Source organism: Pseudorhodobacter antarcticus, assembly GCF_900110135.1.
In the GTDB taxonomy this organism is placed as follows: Bacteria; Pseudomonadota; Alphaproteobacteria; order Rhodobacterales; family Rhodobacteraceae; genus Pseudorhodobacter; species Pseudorhodobacter antarcticus.
Map to the genome: position 1 here is coordinate 1 of NZ_FOCO01000051.1, position 19,348 is coordinate 19,348.

Consider the following 19,348-nt stretch of genomic DNA (forward strand, 5'->3'; position numbering starts at 1 on the left):
TTTGTCGCGGGCGGATTGGCGGCGGGTGCGATGTTGTTTTTATCTGAACGCTCGGGCTTAAAAGTTGATGTGATCATCGGCCTGATCTTCACATCCTTTTTCGGGTTAGGCCTTTTTATTGTGTCGATCAATCCGATGTCGGTGTCGATTCAGACGATCACCATGGGCAATATCCTTGCGATCACTCCCGAGGACACGCTGCAACTGGCGATCATTGGTTTTGTATCGCTAGCCGTCCTTTTGGCAAAATGGAAAGACCTGATGGTCACATTCTTTGATGAAAACCACGCACGGACCATTGGACTACGCCCCGGACTGCTCAAGGCGATTTTCTTTGTCTTGCTGTCCGCATGCGTTGTCGCCGCCATGCAAACTGTCGGTGCTTTTTTAGTGATCGCTTTGGTCGTCACACCTGGTGCGACCGCCTATCTACTCTGCGACAGGTTCCCCCGTTTGATCATCGTATCCGTCGTAATCGGATCAATCACCAGTTTTCTTGGCGCCTATATTAGCTATTTTCTGAATGGTGCAACGGGGGGCATCATCGTAACCTTGCAGACCCTTATCTTTCTGGTTGCCTTTGTCTTTGCCCCCAAACACGGGCTTCTGGCCGCCAAACGCAAAGCGAAACAGGCGTTGGAACGTGGTCCAAGTGACCTCGCCGCGGAGTTCAAATGATGGATAGCCTTCTTTTACCGTTCCAGTTCGCATTCATGCAGAACGCGTTTTATATTTCGATGATCGTATCGGTCCCCACGGCTTTGCTGTCGTGTTTTCTGGTCATGAAAGGCTGGGCGCTTATGGGGGATGCCGTCAGCCACGCCGTTCTACCAGGGATCGTTCTGGCCTATATTCTTGGTATCCCCCTCATCATCGGCGCGTTCGCCGCTGGCATGACCTGCTCGATTGCGACCGGCTATCTGTCCACCAACAGCCGTGTGAAACAGGATACTGTGATGGGGGTCGTGTTTTCGGGCATGTTCGGCGTGGGCATTGTGCTTTATGTCTCTGTTGAGACCGACATGCACCTTGATCACATTCTCTTCGGCAACATGCTGGGTGTTGAAGCCCACGAGATGTGGACAGCTGGTATCATATCCTTGGGCGTTGGTCTGATGCTGGCGCTAAAGTGGAAAGACTGGTTGCTGCACAGCTTTGATCCTGCACAGGCGCGTGCCTCTGGGCTCTGGGTCAACTGGTTGCATTACGGGCTATTGGCGGCCCTTTCGCTTACTATCGTAGCCACACTATCCGCTGCGGGGCTCATACTCGCGATTGGTTTACTAATTGCACCGGGCGCGATTGCGTTTCTGTTGGTGCGCAAATTCTCCACGATGCTTTGGGTCTCAGTGATTATTTGTATGGCGTCGATGTTGTTAGGAACTTATGCCAGTTTCTTCCTCGACAGCGCGCCCGCGCCAACGATTATTCTGATTATGACGGCCATCTTCATTGCAGCCTTCGTCAGGCGCCAGATCATCACGCGCCGCACTTCAATGCTGCGCGTCGACGATGCGGTAAATTCTTGATCTATGATGACAAAATGGCGGCACACCTGTCTATACATGGTGTGCGCCCCACACGGCAACGGCTTGCTATTGCCAATGCCCTTTTTAAAGATGGAGGACGACATGTCGATGCAACATGCCTGCATGTAGAGCTCAAGACTTCTGCAATAAAAGTGTCCCTTGCGACCGTCTACAATGTCTTGAAGGCGTTCGACAAAGCGGGTCTTGTGCGGCGTGTGATTTTGGGATGTGAGCGGGTCTTATATGATACCGACCCGAGTAATCATCATCACTTTTTTGTCGTCTCGGAAGATAGGGTTATCGATATAAAAGCGTCGAACGCCGATGGGACGTCGCCGAAAATTCCTGATGGCTATCGTGTTTCGCGCGTCGAGACAGTCATTCACCTCGTTCAGGATGATCCGCGCGAGTCCACTAGTTAGATAGATTGACCTATCCGCTTCTCGTCTTGGCCCTGCGCCGTACCAACCAGACAAAGAACGCGCTTCCGATCAACCCGGTTACGATACCGATTGGAATGTCTTCGAGTGCCATGACTGTGCGTGCAACGTAAGCGGTGCGCCGATCCCACCTATTTGATATAGTTCCATGGTAGCAGGTCGTTGATCTGGCTTTGTTTGTGGCCTGTGACGATGGCTGAGAGCGTGTTGGCCAGATAGGCATGCGGATCGACACTGTTCATTTTGCAGGTCTCAATTAAGGAGGCGATGACGCCCCAGTTTGTGGCTCCTGCGTCGTGGCCTGCAAAGAGTGCATTTTTGCGGTTGAGGGCGATAGGACGGATTGTGCGCTCCACGGCATTGCTGTCCATCTCTATGCGACCGTCAGTCAGGAACAGGCAGAGACCATCCCAGTATTTTGCAATGTATTTGAGTGCCTCCCCCAAAGGTGCTTTGGCTGAGATACGGGCACGGTGGGCTGTCAGCCAGACCTCAAACGCGGCGATCAACGGGGCTGATCGGTCTTGCCGTGCGACCAGACGTTCCTCGGAGGTCATGCCACGGATATCCTTTTCAATCCGGTAGAGCGCAGTGATCTGTTTCAGCCCGGCTTCAGCGATGGGCGCTGTGCCTGCTTGTGCAACCTCATGCAGTTTGCGCCGCGCATGAGCTCAACAATAAGCGAGTGCAACTTGGTCATCGGCGCGTTTGAGCAAACGGTTATATCCAGCATAACCGTCCACTTGGAGGATGCCAGAGAAGCCTTTGAGAATGTCATCTGCATGCTGGCCGGACCGTCCCGGCGCGTAAGTGAAGGCAACACCGGGTGGGGCCGTACCGCCCCACGGTCGATCGTCGCGAGCCAGTGCCCAGAAGTATCCGGTTTTAGTTTTGCGCTTGCCGGGGTCCAGAACGGGCGCACGGGTCTCGTCCATGAAGAGCTTCGAGGATCCTTTTAGATCAGCAATCAGCGCATCAAACACTGGCCGCAGTTCATAGGCCGCTTTGCCAACCCACCCTGCGAGGGTGGACCGATCCAGATCGATCCCTTGGCGGCTGTAAATCTGCGCCTGACGATACAGTGGTAGATGATCTGCGTATTTGCTGACCAACACATGCGCCACGGTCGCCTCAGTCGGCATGCCGCCTGGGATCAGGCGCGCTGGTGCAGGCGCTTGCACTACCCCATTGATGCAGGATCGACAGGCATATTTTGGGCGGCGTGTGACGATTACACGGAACTGGGCGGGGATGATGTCGAGGCGCTCAGACGTATCCTCACCAATGACATGCCGCGTGGCACCACAGCTGCAGGTCACCTCCTCAGGTTCAATCACTTCTTCGATGCGGGGCAGATGCTTGGGCAATGATCCACGATTAGTGTTGCGTGGTTTTGTCATGCGCGATGCAGGCGCATCTACCGCTTCGTCCTCCGCGTGGACCACAGCCATCGCCGTTTCGATATCTTCCAGCGCCAGCTCAAATTGCTCAGGGTCGGTCTTCTCGGACCGTGCGCCAAACAGGGCGCGTTTGAAGTCGGCGACCAGCTTCTCCAATTGATCGATACGATCCTGCTTGCGCAGATTGCGGCCCTCTGAAGCGACAAGCAGCGCTTTCAGGACCTCAACATCATCAGGAAGATCTGCAGGTTTGGACATGGGGAATGACTACCATTTCCTGCACCTCAACACCCCTGCAAAAGACAGCCTGATTCACTCTGCCGCAGTGGGAGGCCGCGCCGACAAGGCCCTTACTTTGCGCCAATCCAAGCCCGAAAACAGCGCTTCAAACTGGGCATGGTTCAGCGACATTAGGCCATCCTTGATAGCTGGCCAAGTGAAGGTGTGTTCCTCCAGACGTTTGTAAGCCATGACCAGCCCGGTGCCGTCCCAATATAGCAGCTTCAGCCGATCTGCCCGCTTCGAGCGGAACACAAAAACTGTCCCGGTGAACGGGTCCTTGCGCAGCTCGTTTTTGACCAACGCTGCGAGCCCGTCATGCCCTTTGCGGAAGTCGACAGGCTTGGTCGCCACAACGATCCGAACCCGGTTCGAGGGGAACATCATGAGGACGCATTCAAGGCGCGGGCAATCTCGGCAATGCGCGCTGCTGATGTGCCTGCATCCAATCGCACAGTGACGGCACCAAAGATCAGGTCCAACGGCGACCGCGGCTCAGGGTCAGGTGTCGTCTCAACATCGTCGCGCACAACCAACGCTGCAAATTTTGGTTCCTCGGTCACAGCGGGCAAAACCAGTTTGCCCTCGCGCGCCATGCGCCGCCATTCTGACAAATGATTGGCCCGCATGTCATACCGCCGTGCCACAGCGCCAACTGTCGCACCTTCCACCAACGTCTCAGCCACGATCTGTGCCTTCACCGCATCTGGCCACCGGCGGTGACCACGCGGCCCCACCACCATATCAATGTCACTGAGAAACTCGGTTGAGCGCTCCATGGAGAAACTCCCTGATAATCTATCCGTCAGGGCTGAATCTCAGATCAGACGATCACAAGGAAGGTGGGGTGGGCGCACCGCTTACTGATCACTTCCTGAGCAGGCCAGAGTTCCCTTTACAGTTTGTGATGGCCTCACTGATTTTGGGAGAGCTAGCCATATTTAGGCGCGCAATCCTCAAAATTTATGTCAATGAGGATGGTAAAGCGGCCATCCGTGCAGGTGCAGCCAATGACCGCTAAGTCTGCGGTATAGACCTTGGGACCAACTGCGGCGGATGGCCGGTAACCGCTCACATCGAAGGTCGATAGCAAAATGATAACGGATTGCAGCGACACACACGCGGATTGATCTCCGTCCCGGCCAAAGCGCCCTCCGTTGCGCGTCAACGGCCTGCTTTCGATGAAGGGGGTTTGGCGCGCCCATAACCTGGTGAAAATCAGTGCGCACTTGAATGGTGCTGCTTTTCAGGCCCGCCCGCGCAGCGACATGGTGCGCAGCACCAGAACGACCGGCAACAGCCCTATGGCGACGATGACAAGGCTGGGCACGGCGGCGCCGGCCAGCCGCTCGTCCGAGGCAAGGCGAAAGGCCTGCACGGCCAGCGTGTCGAAATTGAAGGGCCGCAAGATCAGGGTTGCGGGCAATTCCTTCATCACATCGACAAAGACGATCAGTGCCCCGGTCAGGACCGAGGGCGCCATGATCGGCAGATGCACCCGCCAAATTGTGCGCGGCACGCCGGCCCCAAGCGTGCGCGCCACAAGGTCGATGCTGCGCGGCACTGGCGCGAGGCCGCCGTCCAGCGCGCCCAGCGCCGCCGCGCTGAACCGCACAAGGTAGGCCAGCAGCATCAACCCGATGGACCCGGTGAGCAAGAGCCCGGTCGAGAGGCCGAAATTGGCGCGCATCCAAGCATCGAGTGCGTTGTCCAATCCCGCCGCAGGCACCAAAAGCCCGACCGCAATCACGCCGCCCGGCACGGCATAGCCTAGGCGCGCAATCTCGACCATGGCGCGGGGACCACGCCCGGCCTGAAAGCGCGCATGGAACCGCAGCGCCATTGCCCCTGCCATGGTCAGCAAGGCGGCAAGCCCCGCGAGGATCAGCGAATTGCCGATGAAATGCAGATAGCGCGGCGAGGTGACATCTTGCCCCGAGCCGACGGCCATTTGCGCCAGAACGATAACCGGCAGCACAAAGCCCAGCGTCACCGGCACCGCACATAGCGCAATCGCCCCTGCGGCACGCCAGCCGCGCAAGGGCATCGGGGACAAGGTTTCAAACCGTTTGCCGGTATTGTTGTGGCGCGCGCGGCCCCGGTTTTGCCGGTCCAGCAGCGTCACGAACAGGGCCACCGTCATCAGGCAGAACGCCAGTTGCGCCGCCGCTGTGCGGTCCCCCATCGAGAACCATGATTGGTAGATGCCGGTGGCCAGTGTCTGCACCCCGAAATGGGCAACGGTGCCGAAATCGGCCAGCGTTTCCATCACCGCCAGCAGCACGCCACCCGCAATCGCGGGGCGTGCCATGGGCAGGCTTACGGCCCAGAACGCATACCACGGCCCCCGCCCCAAGGCCCGCGCCGCCAGAAACGCCGAGGCGGATTGTTGCAGGAAACTGGCCCGCGCCAACAGGTAGACATAGGGGTAAAGCACCAAAATCAGCATAATCGCCGCCCCCGGCAGGGAGCGCACATCAGGAAACCAATAGCCGGCAGGCCCCCAGCCCATCATACCCCGCAGGCCCGATTGCACCGGGCCGGAATGGGACAGAAAACTGGTATAGGCATAGGCCAGCACATAGGCCGGAAAGGCCAGCGGCAGGGCCAGCAGCACCTCAAATATCCGCACACCCGGAAACCGTGTCATCGTGACCAGCCACGCCGCCGCTGTGCCCAGCGCCGCCGCCCCCACCGCGACCGACGCGCATAAAAGAAGGGTGTTCAGCGCATATCCCGGCAGCACCGTCGCCATCAGATGGCGCCATGTATCAAACGAGCCGGTCAGCGCCGCCACCAGCACCGCCACGACCGGCAGCAGGCAGATCGCCGCCACCAGAACCGCAATCGGCCCCAGCCCCAGCCGCATGACGCGGCCGGGGATAGGGATGGTGGGCTTTTCGGCTGGTGAAACGGTCATCGGGCCTGTGGTTTTGGATAAGAGGGAAACCGTTCGATGCCGGAAAATGGGCATCTGCGTCAATCCCCCTTTGCCTGCCGATCAGGCCAGACAGAGGGGGGGGAGGGCGTTATTTCCAGCCCAGATCGTTATAGATCGTCTGTGCGAGGGCTTGGTTGCGGCCAAGTTCCGCAAGGTTCAGATCGTCGCGCGTGAAGCTGCCAAGGCCTGCCACAGATGCGGCAAGCGCCACGCCTTCGACCACCGGATATTCATCATTGCCGTCGGCAAAATAAGCCTGCGCCTGATCGGATGCGAGGTATTCAAGGAAAGCAATCGCATTGTCGCGGTTCGGGGCATTGGCCGCAACCCCTGCGCCCGAGATGTTCACATGCGTGCCGTGGCCGCCTTGGTCGGGGAAGGTCCAGCCAATGCGGTCAAACCCATCGGCGGCGGTCAACCCCTCAACCTCGGTGCGGATGGCGCGGGCGAAGTAATAGGTGTTGGAAATCGCGATCGGGCATTGGCCTGACAGCACGCCGCGCAGCTGGTCGGTATCGCCGCCTTCAGGCTCGCGGGCGAGGTTGTCCTTTACGCCTTGCGCCCAAGCGCGGGCAGCCTCTTCGCCGTCATTGGCGATGATGGCAGACAGCAGCGACAGGGAATAGATGTTGGTGGCCGAGCGCATGCAGACCATGCCCTTATACGCAGGGTCCGCCAGCGCCGCATAGGTTTGGGGCGGGTTTTGCACCTTGTCCTTGTCAAAGAAAATCACGCGGGCGCGGGTGGAAAAGCCAAACCAATGCCCGGCGGGGTCGCGCAGCGCGGCCGGAATCCGCGTATCCAGCACCTCGGACGCGACCGGCGACAGCAGGCCTGCCTCCTCCGCGCGCCAGATGCGGCCCGCATCGACGGTGATCAAAATATCGGCAGGGCTGTTGGCACCCTCGGCGCGCATCCGCTCGATCAATTCATCGGCGTTGCCTTCAATGCGGTTGATGGTGATGCCGGTCGCGGCGGTGAAATCCGCATACAGCCGCTCATCCGTGTCATAATGGCGCGAGGAATAGATGTTCACCTCGCCTTCGGCAAAGGCGGCGCTGGCGGTCAGCACAAGGGCAAGGGCGGTGAGGGCCTTGATGGGGGTGGACGGGAATTGCATCGTGATCTCCGTTGATTTGAATGTCCAAGTGTTTTAGTCGGGAATCAAGACGTAGATCAGCGAGCGCGGTGTCGTCAAGCGTAGTTGACTAAAAGAATCGGGTTTACATTCCTGACTGAATTAGTAAGTATAATGACACGCCAAGCCACCCTAAGCGGGAAGCCCGGTCTTTCTTTCGCCATGGAGAGCGACATGACCGTATCAATAAGTCCCCCAGTTCGCCGAACGCACAACGACGCTGCCGGTTCAATTGTTTGGCCGGTTAACACGGGTGAAGCACTATGAACCTATGTGTGCAAACAGCTGATAAAGTTCCGGTTTTTGATGCGCGCGCGCTGCTAGGCGGGCAACCTACCGCACAGATCGTGCTTGATGGGCAGGTCTATACCCTGCGCATCACCAAGGCCGAAAAGTTGATCCTGACCAAATGAGCATTTCATGGACCCCCAAACGCTATGACCAGCCGCAGCCCCCTTTGCGGGGTGCGGCGGCGGTCGGGATGCTGGCCGAACTGCCCGCGCTGGAGCGCTGCGCGATCACGGCCCTGCGGCTTTGGTGTGATGGGCTTGAGGGGCGAGAGGCCGTGGCCCGAGACTTTTCACGCGCCTATGACACGCCACGCGCCGCGCTTGAGCTTAACGGTTTTGCCGATCTGATCGCGATGATGCTGGCCGCACCCCGCCGGGCGATCATGCGCCACGGCCTGTCCTGCGCCTGCTTTGGTGGGGATGAGGCGGCATTTGCCCATATGATTGCCGCAGCCACCGTGGGCGACCGCGACGATGCGATGGCCTTTGCTCTGATCCTGATGCAACCCGGCGCGGCTTGGCAAACTGTGCAACAGGCGCAGGACGTGGGCCTGGGCCTTCTGGGCCTGTGCCGCCGCCCGCCCACCTTGAATTGACCCAAATAAGGAACGTCTAATGCGACACTATCTGATTGCCGCCCTCACCTCTACCGCCCTTGTCAGCCCCGCTTTCGCAGCCTCGCCCCAAGAGGTCGCCCAGACCTATGTTGAACTGGCGGCTGCGGGCTATGGTGACAGCCTGACCACCGCGCAGGCATTGCAGACAGCGGTCGATGCGTTCCTCAAAGCCCCGTCCGAGGAAACCCATGCGGCGGCCAAAACGGCATGGCTTGCAGCCCGCGTGCCTTACCAGCAAACCGAAGCCTTCCGTTTTGGCAACCCGATCGTTGATGATTGGGAGGGCCGCGTGAACGCTTGGCCGCTGGACGAAGGCCTGATCGACTATGTCGATGCCAGCTATGACCATTCGCAGGAAAACCCGCTGTCCACGCTGAACATCGTGGCCAATGCGTCCTTTACCCTGTCGGGCGCGCAGGTCGATGCGACCAATCTGACACCCGACTTCATTTCCGGCACCTTGCATGAGGTGGACGGTATCGAGGCCAATGTCGCCTCAGGCTATCATGCCATTGAGTTTCTGCTTTGGGGGCAGGATCTGAATGGCACCGGGCCGGGGGCGGGCGCGCGTAGCCATACAGACTATCTGCAAGACAGTGGTTGCACCAATGGCAACTGCGACCGCCGCGCCGCGTATTTGAAGGCGGCCACGGACCTTCTGGTAACGGATCTTGCCTATATGGCGGGCCAATGGGCGATGGGTGGCGAGGCGCGCTCCACCATCACCGCTGATCCGAACGCGGCGCTTTCGGCCATGCTGACCGGCATGGGCAGCCTGTCTTACGGCGAGTTGGCGGGTGAGCGGATGCGCCTTGGTGTGATGCTGAACGACCCCGAGGAGGAGCATGATTGCTTTTCCGACAACACCCATAACAGCCATTATTACGATGGCGTCGGCATCCGGAACGTCTATCTGGGCAGCTATACCCGGGTGGATGGCAGCGTGGTCTCGGGGCCATCGCTTTCCGCGCTGGTCGCAAGCGCCGACCCGGCCGTCGATGCGCAGCTGAAGGCAGAGCTTGACGCCTCAGTTGCAGCCCTTGGCGCGGTCAAGGCCGCTGCCGAAAGCGGGATGGCTTACGATCAGATGCTGGCGGCAGGCAATGCGGAAGGTGAGGCGCTGATTATGGGCGCTGTTGCCGCACTCGTCACGCAAACGGCGTCGATCAACCGGGCGGTCACCGTCATCGGGGCATCAGGCGTGGCGATTGAGGGGTCAGACAGCCTTGATAACCCCGGCGCTGTTTTCCAATAAATCAAAGATAAACCACTGACAAACAACGGGTTCGCCATGATCATCTGTCACTGTATGGGCATCACCAACCACCAAATCACCGCGGCAGTCGACTGGATGCGCGCGGCGGACCCTGATACCGTTATCACCCCCGGCAAAATCTACCGCGCGCTGGGCAAGCGCGCCGATTGCGGCGGCTGCATGCCGCTGTTCCTTGACACCATGCGCAACTGTGCCAGTTTAGGGCCAGCCACGACGACCCCGTCCAGCCAGACAATTCCCAATTTGAAAACAGGAGCACCCCATGAATGGCGACCCCAAAGTCATCGACTATCTGAACGCAGCACTGCGGTCTGAACTTACCGCTGTCAGCCAGTATTGGCTGCATTACCGCCTGCAAGAGGATTGGGGCTACGGCCATCTGGCCGCCAAATCCCGCGCGGAAAGCATCGAGGAGATGCACCACGCCGACAAGATGATCGCGCGCATCCTGTTTTTGGAAGGCCACCCGAACTTGCAAAAGCTGGACCCTTTGCGCATTGGCGAAACCCTACGCGAAACGCTTGAATGCGACCTTGCAGGCGAACATGACGCCCGCAATCTCTATATCGAGGCCCGCAAACATTGCGATGCCGTTGGCGATTTCACCTCCAAGTCCTTGTTTGAGGAGTTGATCACGGATGAAGAGGGGCACATCGACTTTCTCGAAACCCAAATATCGCTTTATGACCAGATCGGGCCCGAGAAATACGGCCAACTCAACGCAAAACCCGCCGATCAGGCGGAATAACCTGCTCGGGGCGTGACAGGCCCCGGCGATTTCGATGACGGAGAATACCATGCTGCGCGCCGCCCTTGCCTTATGTTTCCTTTCCCTACCAGCGGCGGCGCAAACGCTGGAGGACCTGCACCTGTCCACTGTGCCCCGCACGGCAGAGGAGGCCGCCCGCATTGCTGCCGTCACCGCCGCCACCACCGATTTCACCAAGCCCGAGGCGTTTGAGGAAAAACCCGCAGGGGCCGCCACCGTGCGCGCGCGCGCCAATGCGGATGCGTTCTCGCAACTCTCGGCCAACATGCCCTTCGCGCATGAGATGGATTTCAAACTGGGCAATGCGCTCTTTCGCAAAACATGGGTGGCCTCGCCTTCCTCTACGCTGGCGTCTGATGGTTTGGGTCCGCTTTACAACGCGCGCGCCTGCCAAGATTGCCACCTGAAAGACGGTCGCGGCCATGCGCCGGAAGGGCCGGATGACCGGGCCGTGTCGATGTTCCTGCGCCTGTCCATTCCAGCAACGGGCCCCGCACCAAGTGCGCCGGGTGAGATTGAGGACTGGATCGCCACCGCGAATGAGCCTGTATACGGCGGCCAGCTGCAAGATTTCGCCAGCCCCGGCGTAGCTGCCGAAGGGCAGATGCAGATCGCCTATACCGATGTGCCGGTGACACTGGCGGATGGTATGGTGGTGACGCTGCGCGCGCCTTCCTATTCGGTTGGCGACCCCGGCTATGGCCCCCTGCACGCGGGCACCATGCTATCGCCCCGCGTGGCCCCGCAGATGATCGGGCTTGGCCTGCTGGAGGCCATTCCAGTGGCGGATATTCTGGCGCTTGCCGATCCGGATGATGCGGATGGCGACGGTATTTCAGGCCGCCCCAGCATCGTGCCCAGTGCCGAATTTGGTGTGCCTATGCTGGGGCGCTTTGGCTACAAGGGCGGGGCCGCCACAGTGCGCGACCAATCAGCGGGGGCGTTTGCGGGCGATATGGGCCTGTCCACGCCCTTGCACCCAAACCCTTGGGGCGACTGCACGGACGGCCAGCCTGCCTGCATCGCTGCAATCCATGGCCAAGAACCCGGCAACCGCGACGGGCTGGAGGTGGATGCAGCCTCGCTTGATCTGGTGACCTTCTATTCCCGCAACCTTGGCGTGCCCGCGCGGCGCGATGTGGCCGCGCCTCAGGTGCTGCGCGGCAAAGAGGTGTTTTATGCGCTGAACTGCACCGGATGCCACACGCCCAAACACGTCACCGCGCGGCTGGAAGGCCAGCCCGAGCAAAGCTTTCAGCTGATCTGGCCCTATACCGACCTTTTGCTGCACGACATGGGCGATGGCCTTGCCGACAACCGCCCCGAGGGCCGCGCAACGGGGCGCGAATGGAAAACCCCGCCGCTTTGGGGCATTGGGCTTTCCGAACAAGTCTCGGGCCACAGCCAATTCCTGCATGACGGGCGTGCCCGCAACCTGCTAGAGGCTCTTTTGTGGCACGGCGGCGAGGCGCAAGCCGCCCGCGATGGGGTGGTCGCCTTGGAAACCGCTGACCGCGACGCGCTTATCGCCTTTTTGGAAAGCCTTTGACATGATCCGCAGCCTTGCCCGCAGTTTTGCCGTTACCCTTTGCTTTGCCACCCCCGCATGGGCGGATTTTCCGCAGGCGGTCTCGGGCCATATCCTGCCGGGATATGCAAACCTCGCCGAAGCGACGGGCACATTGGCCGACACGGCCACCCAAACCTGCGATATGGCCGCGTTGCGCCCCGCCTATCACGCCGCGTTTGATGCCTGGATGGGCGTGCAACACCTGCGTTTTGGCCCGAGTGAGGTGGAGGGGCGCGGTTTGTCCATCGCCTTTTGGCCGGACCCAAAGGGCAGCGGCGCGCGGGCGCAGATGGCGCTGTTGACAGGCGATCAGGCCGCCCTTGAACCCGATATGTTCGCCCAACAATCCATCGCCGCGCGGGGGCTCTTTGCGCTGGAACGCCTGCTTTACCCCAGCGCGGACCTGCCCGCCGACCCGTGCCCCCTGATCCGGGCCACCGCCACCGACCTTGCCCGCACTGCGCAAGCGATCAACGCCGATTGGCAAAACACCTATGCCCAGACCGTTCTGACGGCGGGCGAGGCGGGCAATACCACCTACCTAACTCGCCCTGAGGTGCGTCAGGCGCTGTTTACCCAGCTGGTCACTGCGCTGGAATTCACCGATGACAATCGCCTTGGCCGCCCCTTGGCTAGCTTTACCCAACCGCGCCCGGAACGGGCCGAGGCGGTGGCATCGGGGCGGTCCTTGCGCAACATCACCCTGTCCTTGCAGGCGCAGCGTGCCTTGGTGTTGGCGCTGACCCCGGATGCACCGCTGACCATTGCAGGGTTTGACCATGCCCTTGCTTTGGCCGGGGCGTTGGATGATCCAACCTTGGCAGGGGTCGCGACGCCTGAGGGGCGTTTGAAAATCGAGATCCTGCAACAGACCATTGAAGCGCTGCGCGATACGGTTCTGGCAGAGTTGGGGCCGGAACTTGATGTTGGCATCGGCTTTAACGCCGCCGATGGCGATTGACATGATCGCGCGCCGCGCGTTTCTGGCGGGCCTTGCGGCTGTAAGCTTGCCACGGATGGGATGGGCCGATATCGGCAGCCCTGCCTTTTTGGCCGCTGGCAAAACCGCCAGCGGCTTTGTTTTGCATGGGTTGACGGGCGATGGCGAAAGCCTGTTCTCGGTGCCGCTGCCCGCGCGTGGCCATGCCGCGGCAGGGCATCCGCACCAAGCGATTGCCGTGGCTTTTGCGCGCAGGCCCGGCACTTACGGGCTGGTGATCGACTGCGCCAGTGGCGCCATTTTGCACCAACTTGAGCCGCCGCAGGGGCGGCAATTCAACGGCCATGGCGTGTTTTCGGCGGATGGCGCGCTTCTGATGACATCGGAAGTGGTAAGCGAAGGCTCCGCCGGTCGCATCGGGCTGTGGGAAACCGACACCTATCGCCGGGTCGCTGAATGGGACAGTGGTGGCATTGGCCCGCATGATATCAAGCGGCTGCCGGGTGGGCGCATTGTGGTGGCCAATGGCGGCATTCAGACCGATCCTGCGGATCGTACCAAGCTGAACCTTGCAACCATGCGGCCAAACCTGACCCTTCTGTCCTCAAAGGGGGAGGTGCTGGACCGCGCCGAACTGCCCACAGAACTGCGGCAAAACTCCATCCGCCATCTCGCGCTGCTTCCGGGTAAGATCGCTTTTGCGATGCAATGGGAGGGCGATGCCGCCCAACCCGTGCCGCTTTTGGGGCTGTGGGCACCGGGTAAGGGTGCGGTTTTATGCCCCCCAGATGATGCTTTCGCCTTTGCGATGAAAGGCTATGCCGGGTCAATTGCCGCCACGCAGGACGGCAAGCGCATTGCCCTGACCTCAGCTCCCGGCGGGGTGGTCATGTTATTTGATGAAATGGGCCATCAGACCGCCTGCCACACCCGCGCCGATCTGTCTGGCGTGGCGGCCATTGGGGGCAGTTTTGTCGTGACAGACGGGTCTGGAACCACTTGGCAGGTGCAGGAGGAAGGGCTTGCCCTGCTGTCGCGGCATACGCTTGCCTGGGATAATCATCTGGTTGGTTTGGGCCCAGCATAGGCCGACAGCCCGTGGCATGCCGCGACGGCCAGACCCATCAAGACACCAAGGGTTTCTTGCGGCTCCGGATCAAACATCGCCGCACGGTTCGACCAATAGCTGCGGTGTTCGTCCACTAGGGTAAAGTAGCGCAAGGGTGTATTCAATACGCCGCCCCCAAAGTGGCGTCGACATACAGCGATCCGCGCCGCGTGCGTTCCAGCGCTGTTTCAACCCGGTAGGTTTCCCCGATTTCGGGCAGGGACAGGATATCTTCCGGCGTGCCATCAGCCATGATCCGGCCTTCGCGGATCAGGATCAGCCGATCACAGAACTTGGCGGCAAGGTTCAGATCATGCAGGGCCGCCATGACAATCGTGCCGCGGCGCTGCATCTCGGCCCTGACCGAAGATAAAATGGACAGCTGGTGATGCAGGTCCAGCGCGCTTGTCGGCTCATCCAGCAGCACAATCGCCGGATCACGCACCAGCGTTTGTGCCACGGCAACCATTTGGGCCTGCCCACCGCTAAGGTTGCCAAGCCCCCGATCCGCCAGATGGGACAGGTTCAGGGCTGCCAGCGTTTGCGCCACGCGGTCATGGTTGGCATCCGCAACCCGCCAGCCAGTCGTTTGTTTCAGCGCCAGCAAAACGCTTTCATACACGGTCAGGATGGCATTGCAGCCAAACGCTTGCGGCATATAGGCAATGCAACGCGCACGGTCGCGGCGGCACAGGCGGCACAGGTCGGTGTCGCCAAAGCGGATCGTGCCGTGACTGGGCCGCACCAACCCCGAAAGCGTCTTGAACAGCGTGGATTTGCCAGATGCATTCGGCCCGATCATCCCGACGAACTGCCCCGGCAGGATGGGGGCAAGCGTCACATCATGCAGCACCGGCACTGCGCCATAACGGGCGTGCAGCCCTTGGATGGTCAGGGTCATGACAGGCTCCGTCTGCGGGTGGACAGGATGATTGATACAAACACCGGCACGCCGATCAGGGCAGTGATGATGCCGATGGGGTAGATCACACCCGGCGTCAGGGATTTAGAGATGATCGAGGTCAGCGAAAGCACCAGCGCGCCGGCCAAGGCCGACAGCGGCAGGAAAAACCGCTGATCCTCGCCCACGATCATGCGGGCGATATGCGGGCCGACCAGCCCGATAAACCCAACGGTGCCGACGAATGCCACGGCGGTTGCGGCAAGGATTGAAACCACGATCAGCATCTCGACCCGCAGGCGGGCGACATCGACGCCCATGCTTTGTGCGGTTGTCTCGCCCATGCGCAGCGCGGTCATCTGCCAGCTGCGCATCAGGCCAAAGGGGATCACAACCGCCAACAAGGCGGCCCCAAGGGCGATTTTTTCCCAGCTGGCCCGGCCCAGCGACCCCATCATCCAAAATACAATGCGTGCGATTTGGTCTTCGGACGCCATGTATTGCATCAGGGCCAAAAGCGCCGAGAAGGTGAAGAAGATGGCGATGCCAAACAGGATCATCGTCTCTGACCCCACACCTTTCAGCCGCGTGGCAAACAGGATGAAGCCGCAGGTCAGCAGGGCAAAGACAAAGGCGTTCACCGTGACCATCAGCGCGCCGACCACGGGCAGCACGCTCCACCCCATGACGATAGCCAGCGCCGCGCCAAAGCTGGCAGCAGAGGAGACGCCGAGGGTGAAGGGTTCGGCCAGCGGATTGTTCAGAATGGTTTGCATTTGCGCGCCTGCCACCGCCAAAAGCGCGCCAACAATCACCGCCGTCACGGCAATGGGCAGGCGGTAATCCCAGATGATGACCTTGATTTGCACGCCATGCGCCACCGGGTCAAACAGTGTCTCGATCACGGTGCGCAGGGGGTAATTGCCCGGCCCGGTCGCCACATCGACCACAAAACTAAGGGTCAGCAGCGCGGCCGCCATGGCCAGCACGAAGTATCGGCGCGCAGTTTGCGCGACATAGCCCGCGCGCAAGCCCGCGGTGTCGGTCATCATGGCCATCGCGGCCTCCTGTCTTGGGGGGGCCCCGCGCAGGGTTTGCGCGGGGTGGTTTTGGAGGTTTAGTTCACAGGGCTGTCCAGCGTTCCCCAGAACACGCCCGAATAGTCGATGGGCAAGAACCGCGCGTGCAGTTCCTTCATCGTCTCCTCGGGATCAAGGTCTGGGAACAGGTCGGGATGCATCCACTTGGCAAAGGCCTGCATGGCCACGAAGTGATAGGGGCTGTTGTAAAACTGGTGATAGACCGAGTGGAATTGCCCATTTTTCACTGCCGACATCTCAGCCCAGCCGGGGCGTGCGGCGAGGGCTGCAAGCCGTTCCTGCACCGCCTCGGGCGTGGCCTCATATCCAAACAGAACAGCGGTGGTGGCGGGGTTCGCCTCGGACCAGTTGGCCCCGGTGCCGATGATCACATCGGGGTCGTCGGCAAACACCGCCTCCAGGCTGACATCGCCACCAAACCCGGGAAACTTTTGCGACCCCCAGTTGCGCCCGCCCGCCAAGTCCACCAGCCGCCCAAGGTTTGCCGCGCCAAAAGTGCTGCAACATTTGTTGGGGTTATAGCCTGCGGCTTGCTCGATAAACACAACCGGGCGATCATCCAGCGGGATGTTTTCCACAGTGGCATAGATACGGCTCATCTGCTGGGTGTAGAAATCGGTAAACGCGTCCGCCTCATCCCGGCGATCAAGGATGCGGCCCATCAGCTGGATGCTGCTCACGGTGTTGGTCGTGGGATCTTGGCGGAAATCGACAAATACGGTGGCAATGCCCGCCTCATCCAGCTTGGTGATGATCCCGCTTTCCTGTGCTTTCAGCAACTCGCCCAAGTTCATGAACACAACATCGGTGCCAAGCGAGATCACCGATTCAAGGTTCCAGTCATCGGCATAGGGGCTGCCCAGACGGGGAATATCGGCGGCGGCTGGAAAGGCCACCTAATATTTGCGCCAGGCATCGGGATCATAGTTGATCAGATCATCCTTCCAGCCCGCAACCCGCGCAAAGGGGTCTGCGCGGTCCAGCAGCGCCAGCGAATAGATCATCCGCCCCTCGCCCAGAACGATGCGGTCAGGGTTCTTCTCAACCTCAACCGTGCGCCCGGCGATGTCGGTTATGGTGATGGTCTCTGCGGTGGCGGACGTGGCGGACGCGAAATTCATCGCGATGGCTGCGGTGGCGAGGCAGAGGCCCGGGATCAGCGTGATGCGCTGCATGGGTCTCTCCTTTTTTGTAACGCCGCGGGAAGCGACAGGGTGGTTTTGGATTGGCAAAGTCTTTTAGTCAACAATTATATTGACAATCCCGACGGATTAACTCAACTTTATAGGTGATCCTGATGGGTCAGACCCATTCACCCTTGCGGAAGGCCAGTTTCATGCAGATCATGCACCCGTCGGGTGACCCAGAACCCGATATGGGTCAGGTGCCTGTGCCAGAAACCAAAAGACGTTTGCAGCCGCTGTGCCGACACGAGGTGATTTGCGCGGCGCTTTATGGCGGCTATCAGAACGACCCGCTGTTTGAATTTCTGTGTGAATGTCGCGAGGTGCGGCAATGACCCCGCCTGTGCTGCGGCCTGCACGGGCCACCCCGCGCAACCCTAATTTGCGCGCTGGGAAGGTCGGGGATCTGGCCATAAAAGGCGATCCTGCACGGGTGGGGGCTGTATTTTGCGCATCTCGCGGGCGTTGCAGTTGATTTTGACAAAATGACAAGACGGTGGCCGGAAAATGAAATGCTTCGGGACGATACTGGCGCAAACGTCCAAGGGCGTTGCGGGCGCGGCGGGGCCGCGATTAGGCTGATGTGGCTTGGGCTTGGGTGGGTGTCACTTGGTTTTGGCGCAGCGGGCATTGTGCTGCCGGTTTTGCCCACGACGCCGTTTGTGATCCTTGCAGCCTTATGTTTTGCAAAGGGGTCCAGCGTGATGGCCGACCGGCTGAACCGCAGCCGTTTGTTTGGTCCCATCCTTGGCGACTGGCGGACCAGCGGGGCGATTGCCCACGCTACAAAACGACTGCCATTGTGATGATGGCGGGCGCATTTGGTTTCAGCTTTGCAATGGCCGTGCCGGTTGGGGTGCTTGCGGTTTAGGCGCTGAGCATGGCGTTGGCGGCGGGTTTCATCCTGAGCCGTCCAAGCCGGGCGCGTGGCACCGCTCATCAGCCAACCTGCGGAAGATGAGCCGGCAAGCTGCCCAAGGTTCTCGACAGGCATTTTCGGAGTTTGCCATGCGACAGCTTTTCTAACTGTTGCGATCACGTTCATCCCCGCCGCTGTGATGGCGCAAACCACTTTGATTGATGTTGGCGCCCTTCAATCGCAGCAGGTTTATGACACGGTCATGATCTGCGAGGTCAACGGGATCGAGCACCGCCTGACCAAACCCAATCAACCCTAGACCAACGGCCTCCCTCTCGGTGTTTACTTGCAAACACCTGCCGGGCAACGGGTCGAACGGATGAACCGCATGATCAAGGAGGCCACTGTCAAGCGCTTCCACTACCACAGCCACGATCCGTTGCGCACCCACCTCATCGACTTCATGGCAGCCTACAACTTCGCCCGAAGGCTAAAGAGCCTCAATGGCCTCACGCCATACGAATACATCTGCAAAAACTGGACATCAGAGCCAGAACAATTCACCTTAAATGCGATCCACCAAATGCCGGGACTGAACACCTAGGGTTTTGATAGCTGTGATCATGGCTCGGGTCCTTGCGTTTCTTATAGCTTCAGATCTGCTGGACGTTTCCTACTCCCATTGATCAAAGGGCACCTCGATTTTTGACTGTTTTCGCGGCAACGGGATAGCAGGTTCCGCCCAAAGCGCGTCAGCGACCTTCAACTGACAGAGTGTTGCCTTGGGTTTGATGATGTGCTGCCCATTTCGCTTCGCGGACCTTCGGTTCAGGGCCGTTTTTGGCGATGCGCAGCATGATCTGCGTCTGTGTTCGCCCGTGTTTCAGGCTGGGTGAGGGTTGATGCGACCCAGTTGGGCGAGACGGCGCATGTTGTAGGTGAGATTCTTCATCCCGATTTTGGCCTTGGCCCGAACCAGACCGATCGTGCGCACGAGGGTGCCGCCC

At 60.0% G+C, this 19,348-nt stretch carries 21 protein-coding genes and 3 pseudogenes; 14 read left to right on the plus strand and 10 right to left on the minus strand.

Annotated elements, in window-relative coordinates:
* The 3 genes from BMY36_RS16655 to BMY36_RS16665 form a co-directional block, all read left to right on the plus strand.
* The coding region (locus BMY36_RS16655; protein ID WP_074818922.1) for a metal ABC transporter permease at window positions 1-678 on the plus strand (678 nt) is incomplete at its 5' end.
* Complete coding sequence (locus BMY36_RS16660) at window positions 675-1,529, plus strand: metal ABC transporter permease (RefSeq protein ID WP_050519528.1); 855 nt, start codon at window positions 675-677, stop codon at window positions 1,527-1,529. The genes BMY36_RS16655 and BMY36_RS16660, both read left to right, overlap by 4 nt.
* Window positions 1,526-1,951, plus strand: coding sequence for a Fur family transcriptional regulator (locus BMY36_RS16665; protein WP_082224830.1), 426 nt, complete (start codon window positions 1,526-1,528; stop codon window positions 1,949-1,951). Before BMY36_RS16660 ends, BMY36_RS16665 begins: the two co-directional genes overlap by 4 nt.
* Window positions 1,952-2,100: 149 nt before the next feature.
* On the opposite strand, the pseudogene tnpC reads toward BMY36_RS16665, so the two are convergent.
* The 5 genes and pseudogenes from tnpC to BMY36_RS16700 form a co-directional block, all read right to left on the minus strand.
* Window positions 2,101-3,627, minus strand: a pseudogene (gene tnpC / locus BMY36_RS16675) (IS66 family transposase).
* 54 nt (window positions 3,628-3,681) lie between these two features.
* A complete protein-coding gene (tnpB, locus tag BMY36_RS19605; RefSeq protein ID WP_050519527.1) occupies window positions 3,682-4,035 on the minus strand; it encodes an IS66 family insertion sequence element accessory protein TnpB in 354 nt (117 codons plus the stop codon).
* Complete coding sequence (locus tag BMY36_RS19610; protein ID WP_050519526.1) at window positions 4,032-4,427, minus strand: transposase; 396 nt, start codon at window positions 4,425-4,427, stop codon at window positions 4,032-4,034. Before BMY36_RS19610 ends, tnpB begins: the two co-directional genes overlap by 4 nt.
* Before the next feature lie 467 nt (window positions 4,428-4,894).
* Entirely contained in the window at window positions 4,895-6,568 is a 1,674-nt protein-coding gene (locus BMY36_RS16695) for an ABC transporter permease (protein ID WP_050519524.1), read from the minus strand.
* 109 nt (window positions 6,569-6,677) lie between these two features.
* Window positions 6,678-7,709, minus strand: coding sequence for a Fe(3+) ABC transporter substrate-binding protein (locus tag BMY36_RS16700; RefSeq protein WP_082224829.1), 1,032 nt, complete (start codon window positions 7,707-7,709; stop codon window positions 6,678-6,680).
* A 293-nt stretch (window positions 7,710-8,002) separates the two neighbouring features.
* On the opposite strand from BMY36_RS16700, the gene hemP reads away from it, so the two are divergent.
* The 8 genes from hemP to BMY36_RS16740 are packed head-to-tail and all read left to right on the plus strand — an operon-like array spanning window position 8,003 to window position 14,276.
* Complete coding sequence (hemP, locus tag BMY36_RS16705) at window positions 8,003-8,140, plus strand: hemin uptake protein HemP (protein ID WP_231579708.1); 138 nt, start codon at window positions 8,003-8,005, stop codon at window positions 8,138-8,140.
* A complete protein-coding gene (locus tag BMY36_RS16710; RefSeq protein ID WP_050519523.1) occupies window positions 8,137-8,613 on the plus strand; it encodes a hypothetical protein in 477 nt (158 codons plus the stop codon). The genes hemP and BMY36_RS16710 overlap by 4 nt, the downstream gene beginning before the upstream one ends.
* A gap of 19 nt (window positions 8,614-8,632) precedes the next feature.
* A complete protein-coding gene (locus BMY36_RS16715) occupies window positions 8,633-9,889 on the plus strand; it encodes an imelysin family protein (protein ID WP_050519522.1) in 1,257 nt (418 codons plus the stop codon).
* 36 nt (window positions 9,890-9,925) lie between these two features.
* Window positions 9,926-10,225: a (2Fe-2S)-binding protein gene (locus BMY36_RS16720; protein WP_074818932.1), complete on the plus strand. Its 300-nt coding sequence runs from the start codon at window positions 9,926-9,928 to the stop codon at window positions 10,223-10,225.
* On the plus strand, window positions 10,173-10,658 hold the full coding sequence (gene bfr / locus BMY36_RS16725; protein WP_050519521.1) for a bacterioferritin: 486 nt from the start codon (window positions 10,173-10,175) through the stop codon (window positions 10,656-10,658). The genes BMY36_RS16720 and bfr overlap by 53 nt, the downstream gene beginning before the upstream one ends.
* Window positions 10,659-10,692: 34 nt before the next feature.
* Window positions 10,693-12,228 (plus strand): di-heme oxidoreductase family protein, encoded by a 1,536-nt coding sequence (locus tag BMY36_RS16730; protein WP_414811679.1) that lies wholly within the window; start codon window positions 10,693-10,695, stop codon window positions 12,226-12,228.
* Window position 12,229: 1 nt separating this feature from the next.
* The gene (locus tag BMY36_RS16735; RefSeq protein ID WP_050519520.1) at window positions 12,230-13,210 is read left to right on the plus strand and encodes an imelysin family protein; all 981 of its coding nucleotides are present in this window, start codon (window positions 12,230-12,232) and stop codon (window positions 13,208-13,210) included.
* Between the two features lies 1 nt (window position 13,211).
* Window positions 13,212-14,276, plus strand: coding sequence for a DUF1513 domain-containing protein (locus tag BMY36_RS16740; protein ID WP_050519577.1), 1,065 nt, complete (start codon window positions 13,212-13,214; stop codon window positions 14,274-14,276).
* A gap of 142 nt (window positions 14,277-14,418) precedes the next feature.
* Here BMY36_RS16740 and BMY36_RS16745 read toward each other — a convergent pair whose 3' ends face one another.
* From BMY36_RS16745 to BMY36_RS20600, 4 genes are read right to left on the minus strand one after another with little or no spacing between them, the layout of a single operon-like run.
* Complete coding sequence (locus BMY36_RS16745; RefSeq protein ID WP_050519519.1) at window positions 14,419-15,198, minus strand: ABC transporter ATP-binding protein; 780 nt, start codon at window positions 15,196-15,198, stop codon at window positions 14,419-14,421.
* The gene (locus tag BMY36_RS16750; RefSeq protein ID WP_050519518.1) at window positions 15,195-16,256 is read right to left on the minus strand and encodes a FecCD family ABC transporter permease; all 1,062 of its coding nucleotides are present in this window, start codon (window positions 16,254-16,256) and stop codon (window positions 15,195-15,197) included. Before BMY36_RS16750 ends, BMY36_RS16745 begins: the two co-directional genes overlap by 4 nt.
* Window positions 16,257-16,315: 59 nt before the next feature.
* Entirely contained in the window at window positions 16,316-17,194 is an 879-nt protein-coding gene (locus BMY36_RS16755; protein ID WP_231579707.1) for an ABC transporter substrate-binding protein, read from the minus strand.
* The gene (locus BMY36_RS20600; RefSeq protein WP_231579706.1) at window positions 17,195-17,473 is read right to left on the minus strand and encodes a hypothetical protein; all 279 of its coding nucleotides are present in this window, start codon (window positions 17,471-17,473) and stop codon (window positions 17,195-17,197) included.
* Between the two features lie 113 nt (window positions 17,474-17,586).
* Between BMY36_RS20600 and BMY36_RS16760 the strand changes: the two genes are divergently transcribed.
* The 3 genes and pseudogenes from BMY36_RS16760 to BMY36_RS16770 all read left to right on the plus strand — a co-directional run.
* Window positions 17,587-17,817 carry a hypothetical protein gene (locus BMY36_RS16760; protein WP_175469322.1) on the plus strand — a complete coding sequence of 77 codons (231 nt, stop codon included), beginning with the start codon at window positions 17,587-17,589 and terminating at the stop codon, window positions 17,815-17,817.
* 177 nt (window positions 17,818-17,994) lie between these two features.
* Window positions 17,995-18,288, plus strand: coding sequence for a YbaN family protein (locus tag BMY36_RS16765; RefSeq protein WP_175469323.1), 294 nt, complete (start codon window positions 17,995-17,997; stop codon window positions 18,286-18,288).
* A 315-nt stretch (window positions 18,289-18,603) separates the two neighbouring features.
* Window positions 18,604-18,945, plus strand: a pseudogene (locus BMY36_RS16770) (hypothetical protein); the annotation flags it as partial.
* 279 nt (window positions 18,946-19,224) lie between these two features.
* Here BMY36_RS16770 and BMY36_RS19615 read toward each other — a convergent pair.
* Window positions 19,225-19,348, minus strand: a pseudogene (locus BMY36_RS19615) (IS5/IS1182 family transposase); the annotation flags it as partial.

Bases quoted from the DNA above. Each gene is read 5' to 3' on its own strand.
- BMY36_RS16660 (WP_050519528.1), top strand. From the start codon at position 675: ATGATGGATAGCCTTCTTTTACCGTTCCAGTTCGCATTCATGCAGAAC.
- tnpB (WP_050519527.1), bottom strand. From the start codon at position 4,035: ATGATGTTCCCCTCGAACCGGGTTCGGATCGTTGTGGCGACCAAGCCT.
- BMY36_RS19610 (WP_050519526.1), bottom strand. From the start codon at position 4,427: ATGGAGCGCTCAACCGAGTTTCTCAGTGACATTGATATGGTGGTGGGG.
- BMY36_RS16695 (WP_050519524.1), bottom strand. From the start codon at position 6,568: ATGACCGTTTCACCAGCCGAAAAGCCCACCATCCCTATCCCCGGCCGC.
- BMY36_RS16700 (WP_082224829.1), bottom strand. From the start codon at position 7,709: ATGCAATTCCCGTCCACCCCCATCAAGGCCCTCACCGCCCTTGCCCTT.
- BMY36_RS16710 (WP_050519523.1), top strand. From the start codon at position 8,137: ATGAGCATTTCATGGACCCCCAAACGCTATGACCAGCCGCAGCCCCCT.
- BMY36_RS16715 (WP_050519522.1), top strand. From the start codon at position 8,633: ATGCGACACTATCTGATTGCCGCCCTCACCTCTACCGCCCTTGTCAGC.
- BMY36_RS16720 (WP_074818932.1), top strand. From the start codon at position 9,926: ATGATCATCTGTCACTGTATGGGCATCACCAACCACCAAATCACCGCG.
- bfr (WP_050519521.1), top strand. From the start codon at position 10,173: ATGAATGGCGACCCCAAAGTCATCGACTATCTGAACGCAGCACTGCGG.
- BMY36_RS16730 (WP_414811679.1), top strand. From the start codon at position 10,693: ATGACGGAGAATACCATGCTGCGCGCCGCCCTTGCCTTATGTTTCCTT.
- BMY36_RS16735 (WP_050519520.1), top strand. From the start codon at position 12,230: ATGATCCGCAGCCTTGCCCGCAGTTTTGCCGTTACCCTTTGCTTTGCC.
- BMY36_RS16740 (WP_050519577.1), top strand. From the start codon at position 13,212: ATGATCGCGCGCCGCGCGTTTCTGGCGGGCCTTGCGGCTGTAAGCTTG.
- BMY36_RS16745 (WP_050519519.1), bottom strand. From the start codon at position 15,198: ATGACCCTGACCATCCAAGGGCTGCACGCCCGTTATGGCGCAGTGCCG.
- BMY36_RS16750 (WP_050519518.1), bottom strand. From the start codon at position 16,256: ATGGCCATGATGACCGACACCGCGGGCTTGCGCGCGGGCTATGTCGCG.
- BMY36_RS20600 (WP_231579706.1), bottom strand. From the start codon at position 17,473: ATGCAGCGCATCACGCTGATCCCGGGCCTCTGCCTCGCCACCGCAGCC.
- BMY36_RS16765 (WP_175469323.1), top strand. From the start codon at position 17,995: ATGCTTCGGGACGATACTGGCGCAAACGTCCAAGGGCGTTGCGGGCGC.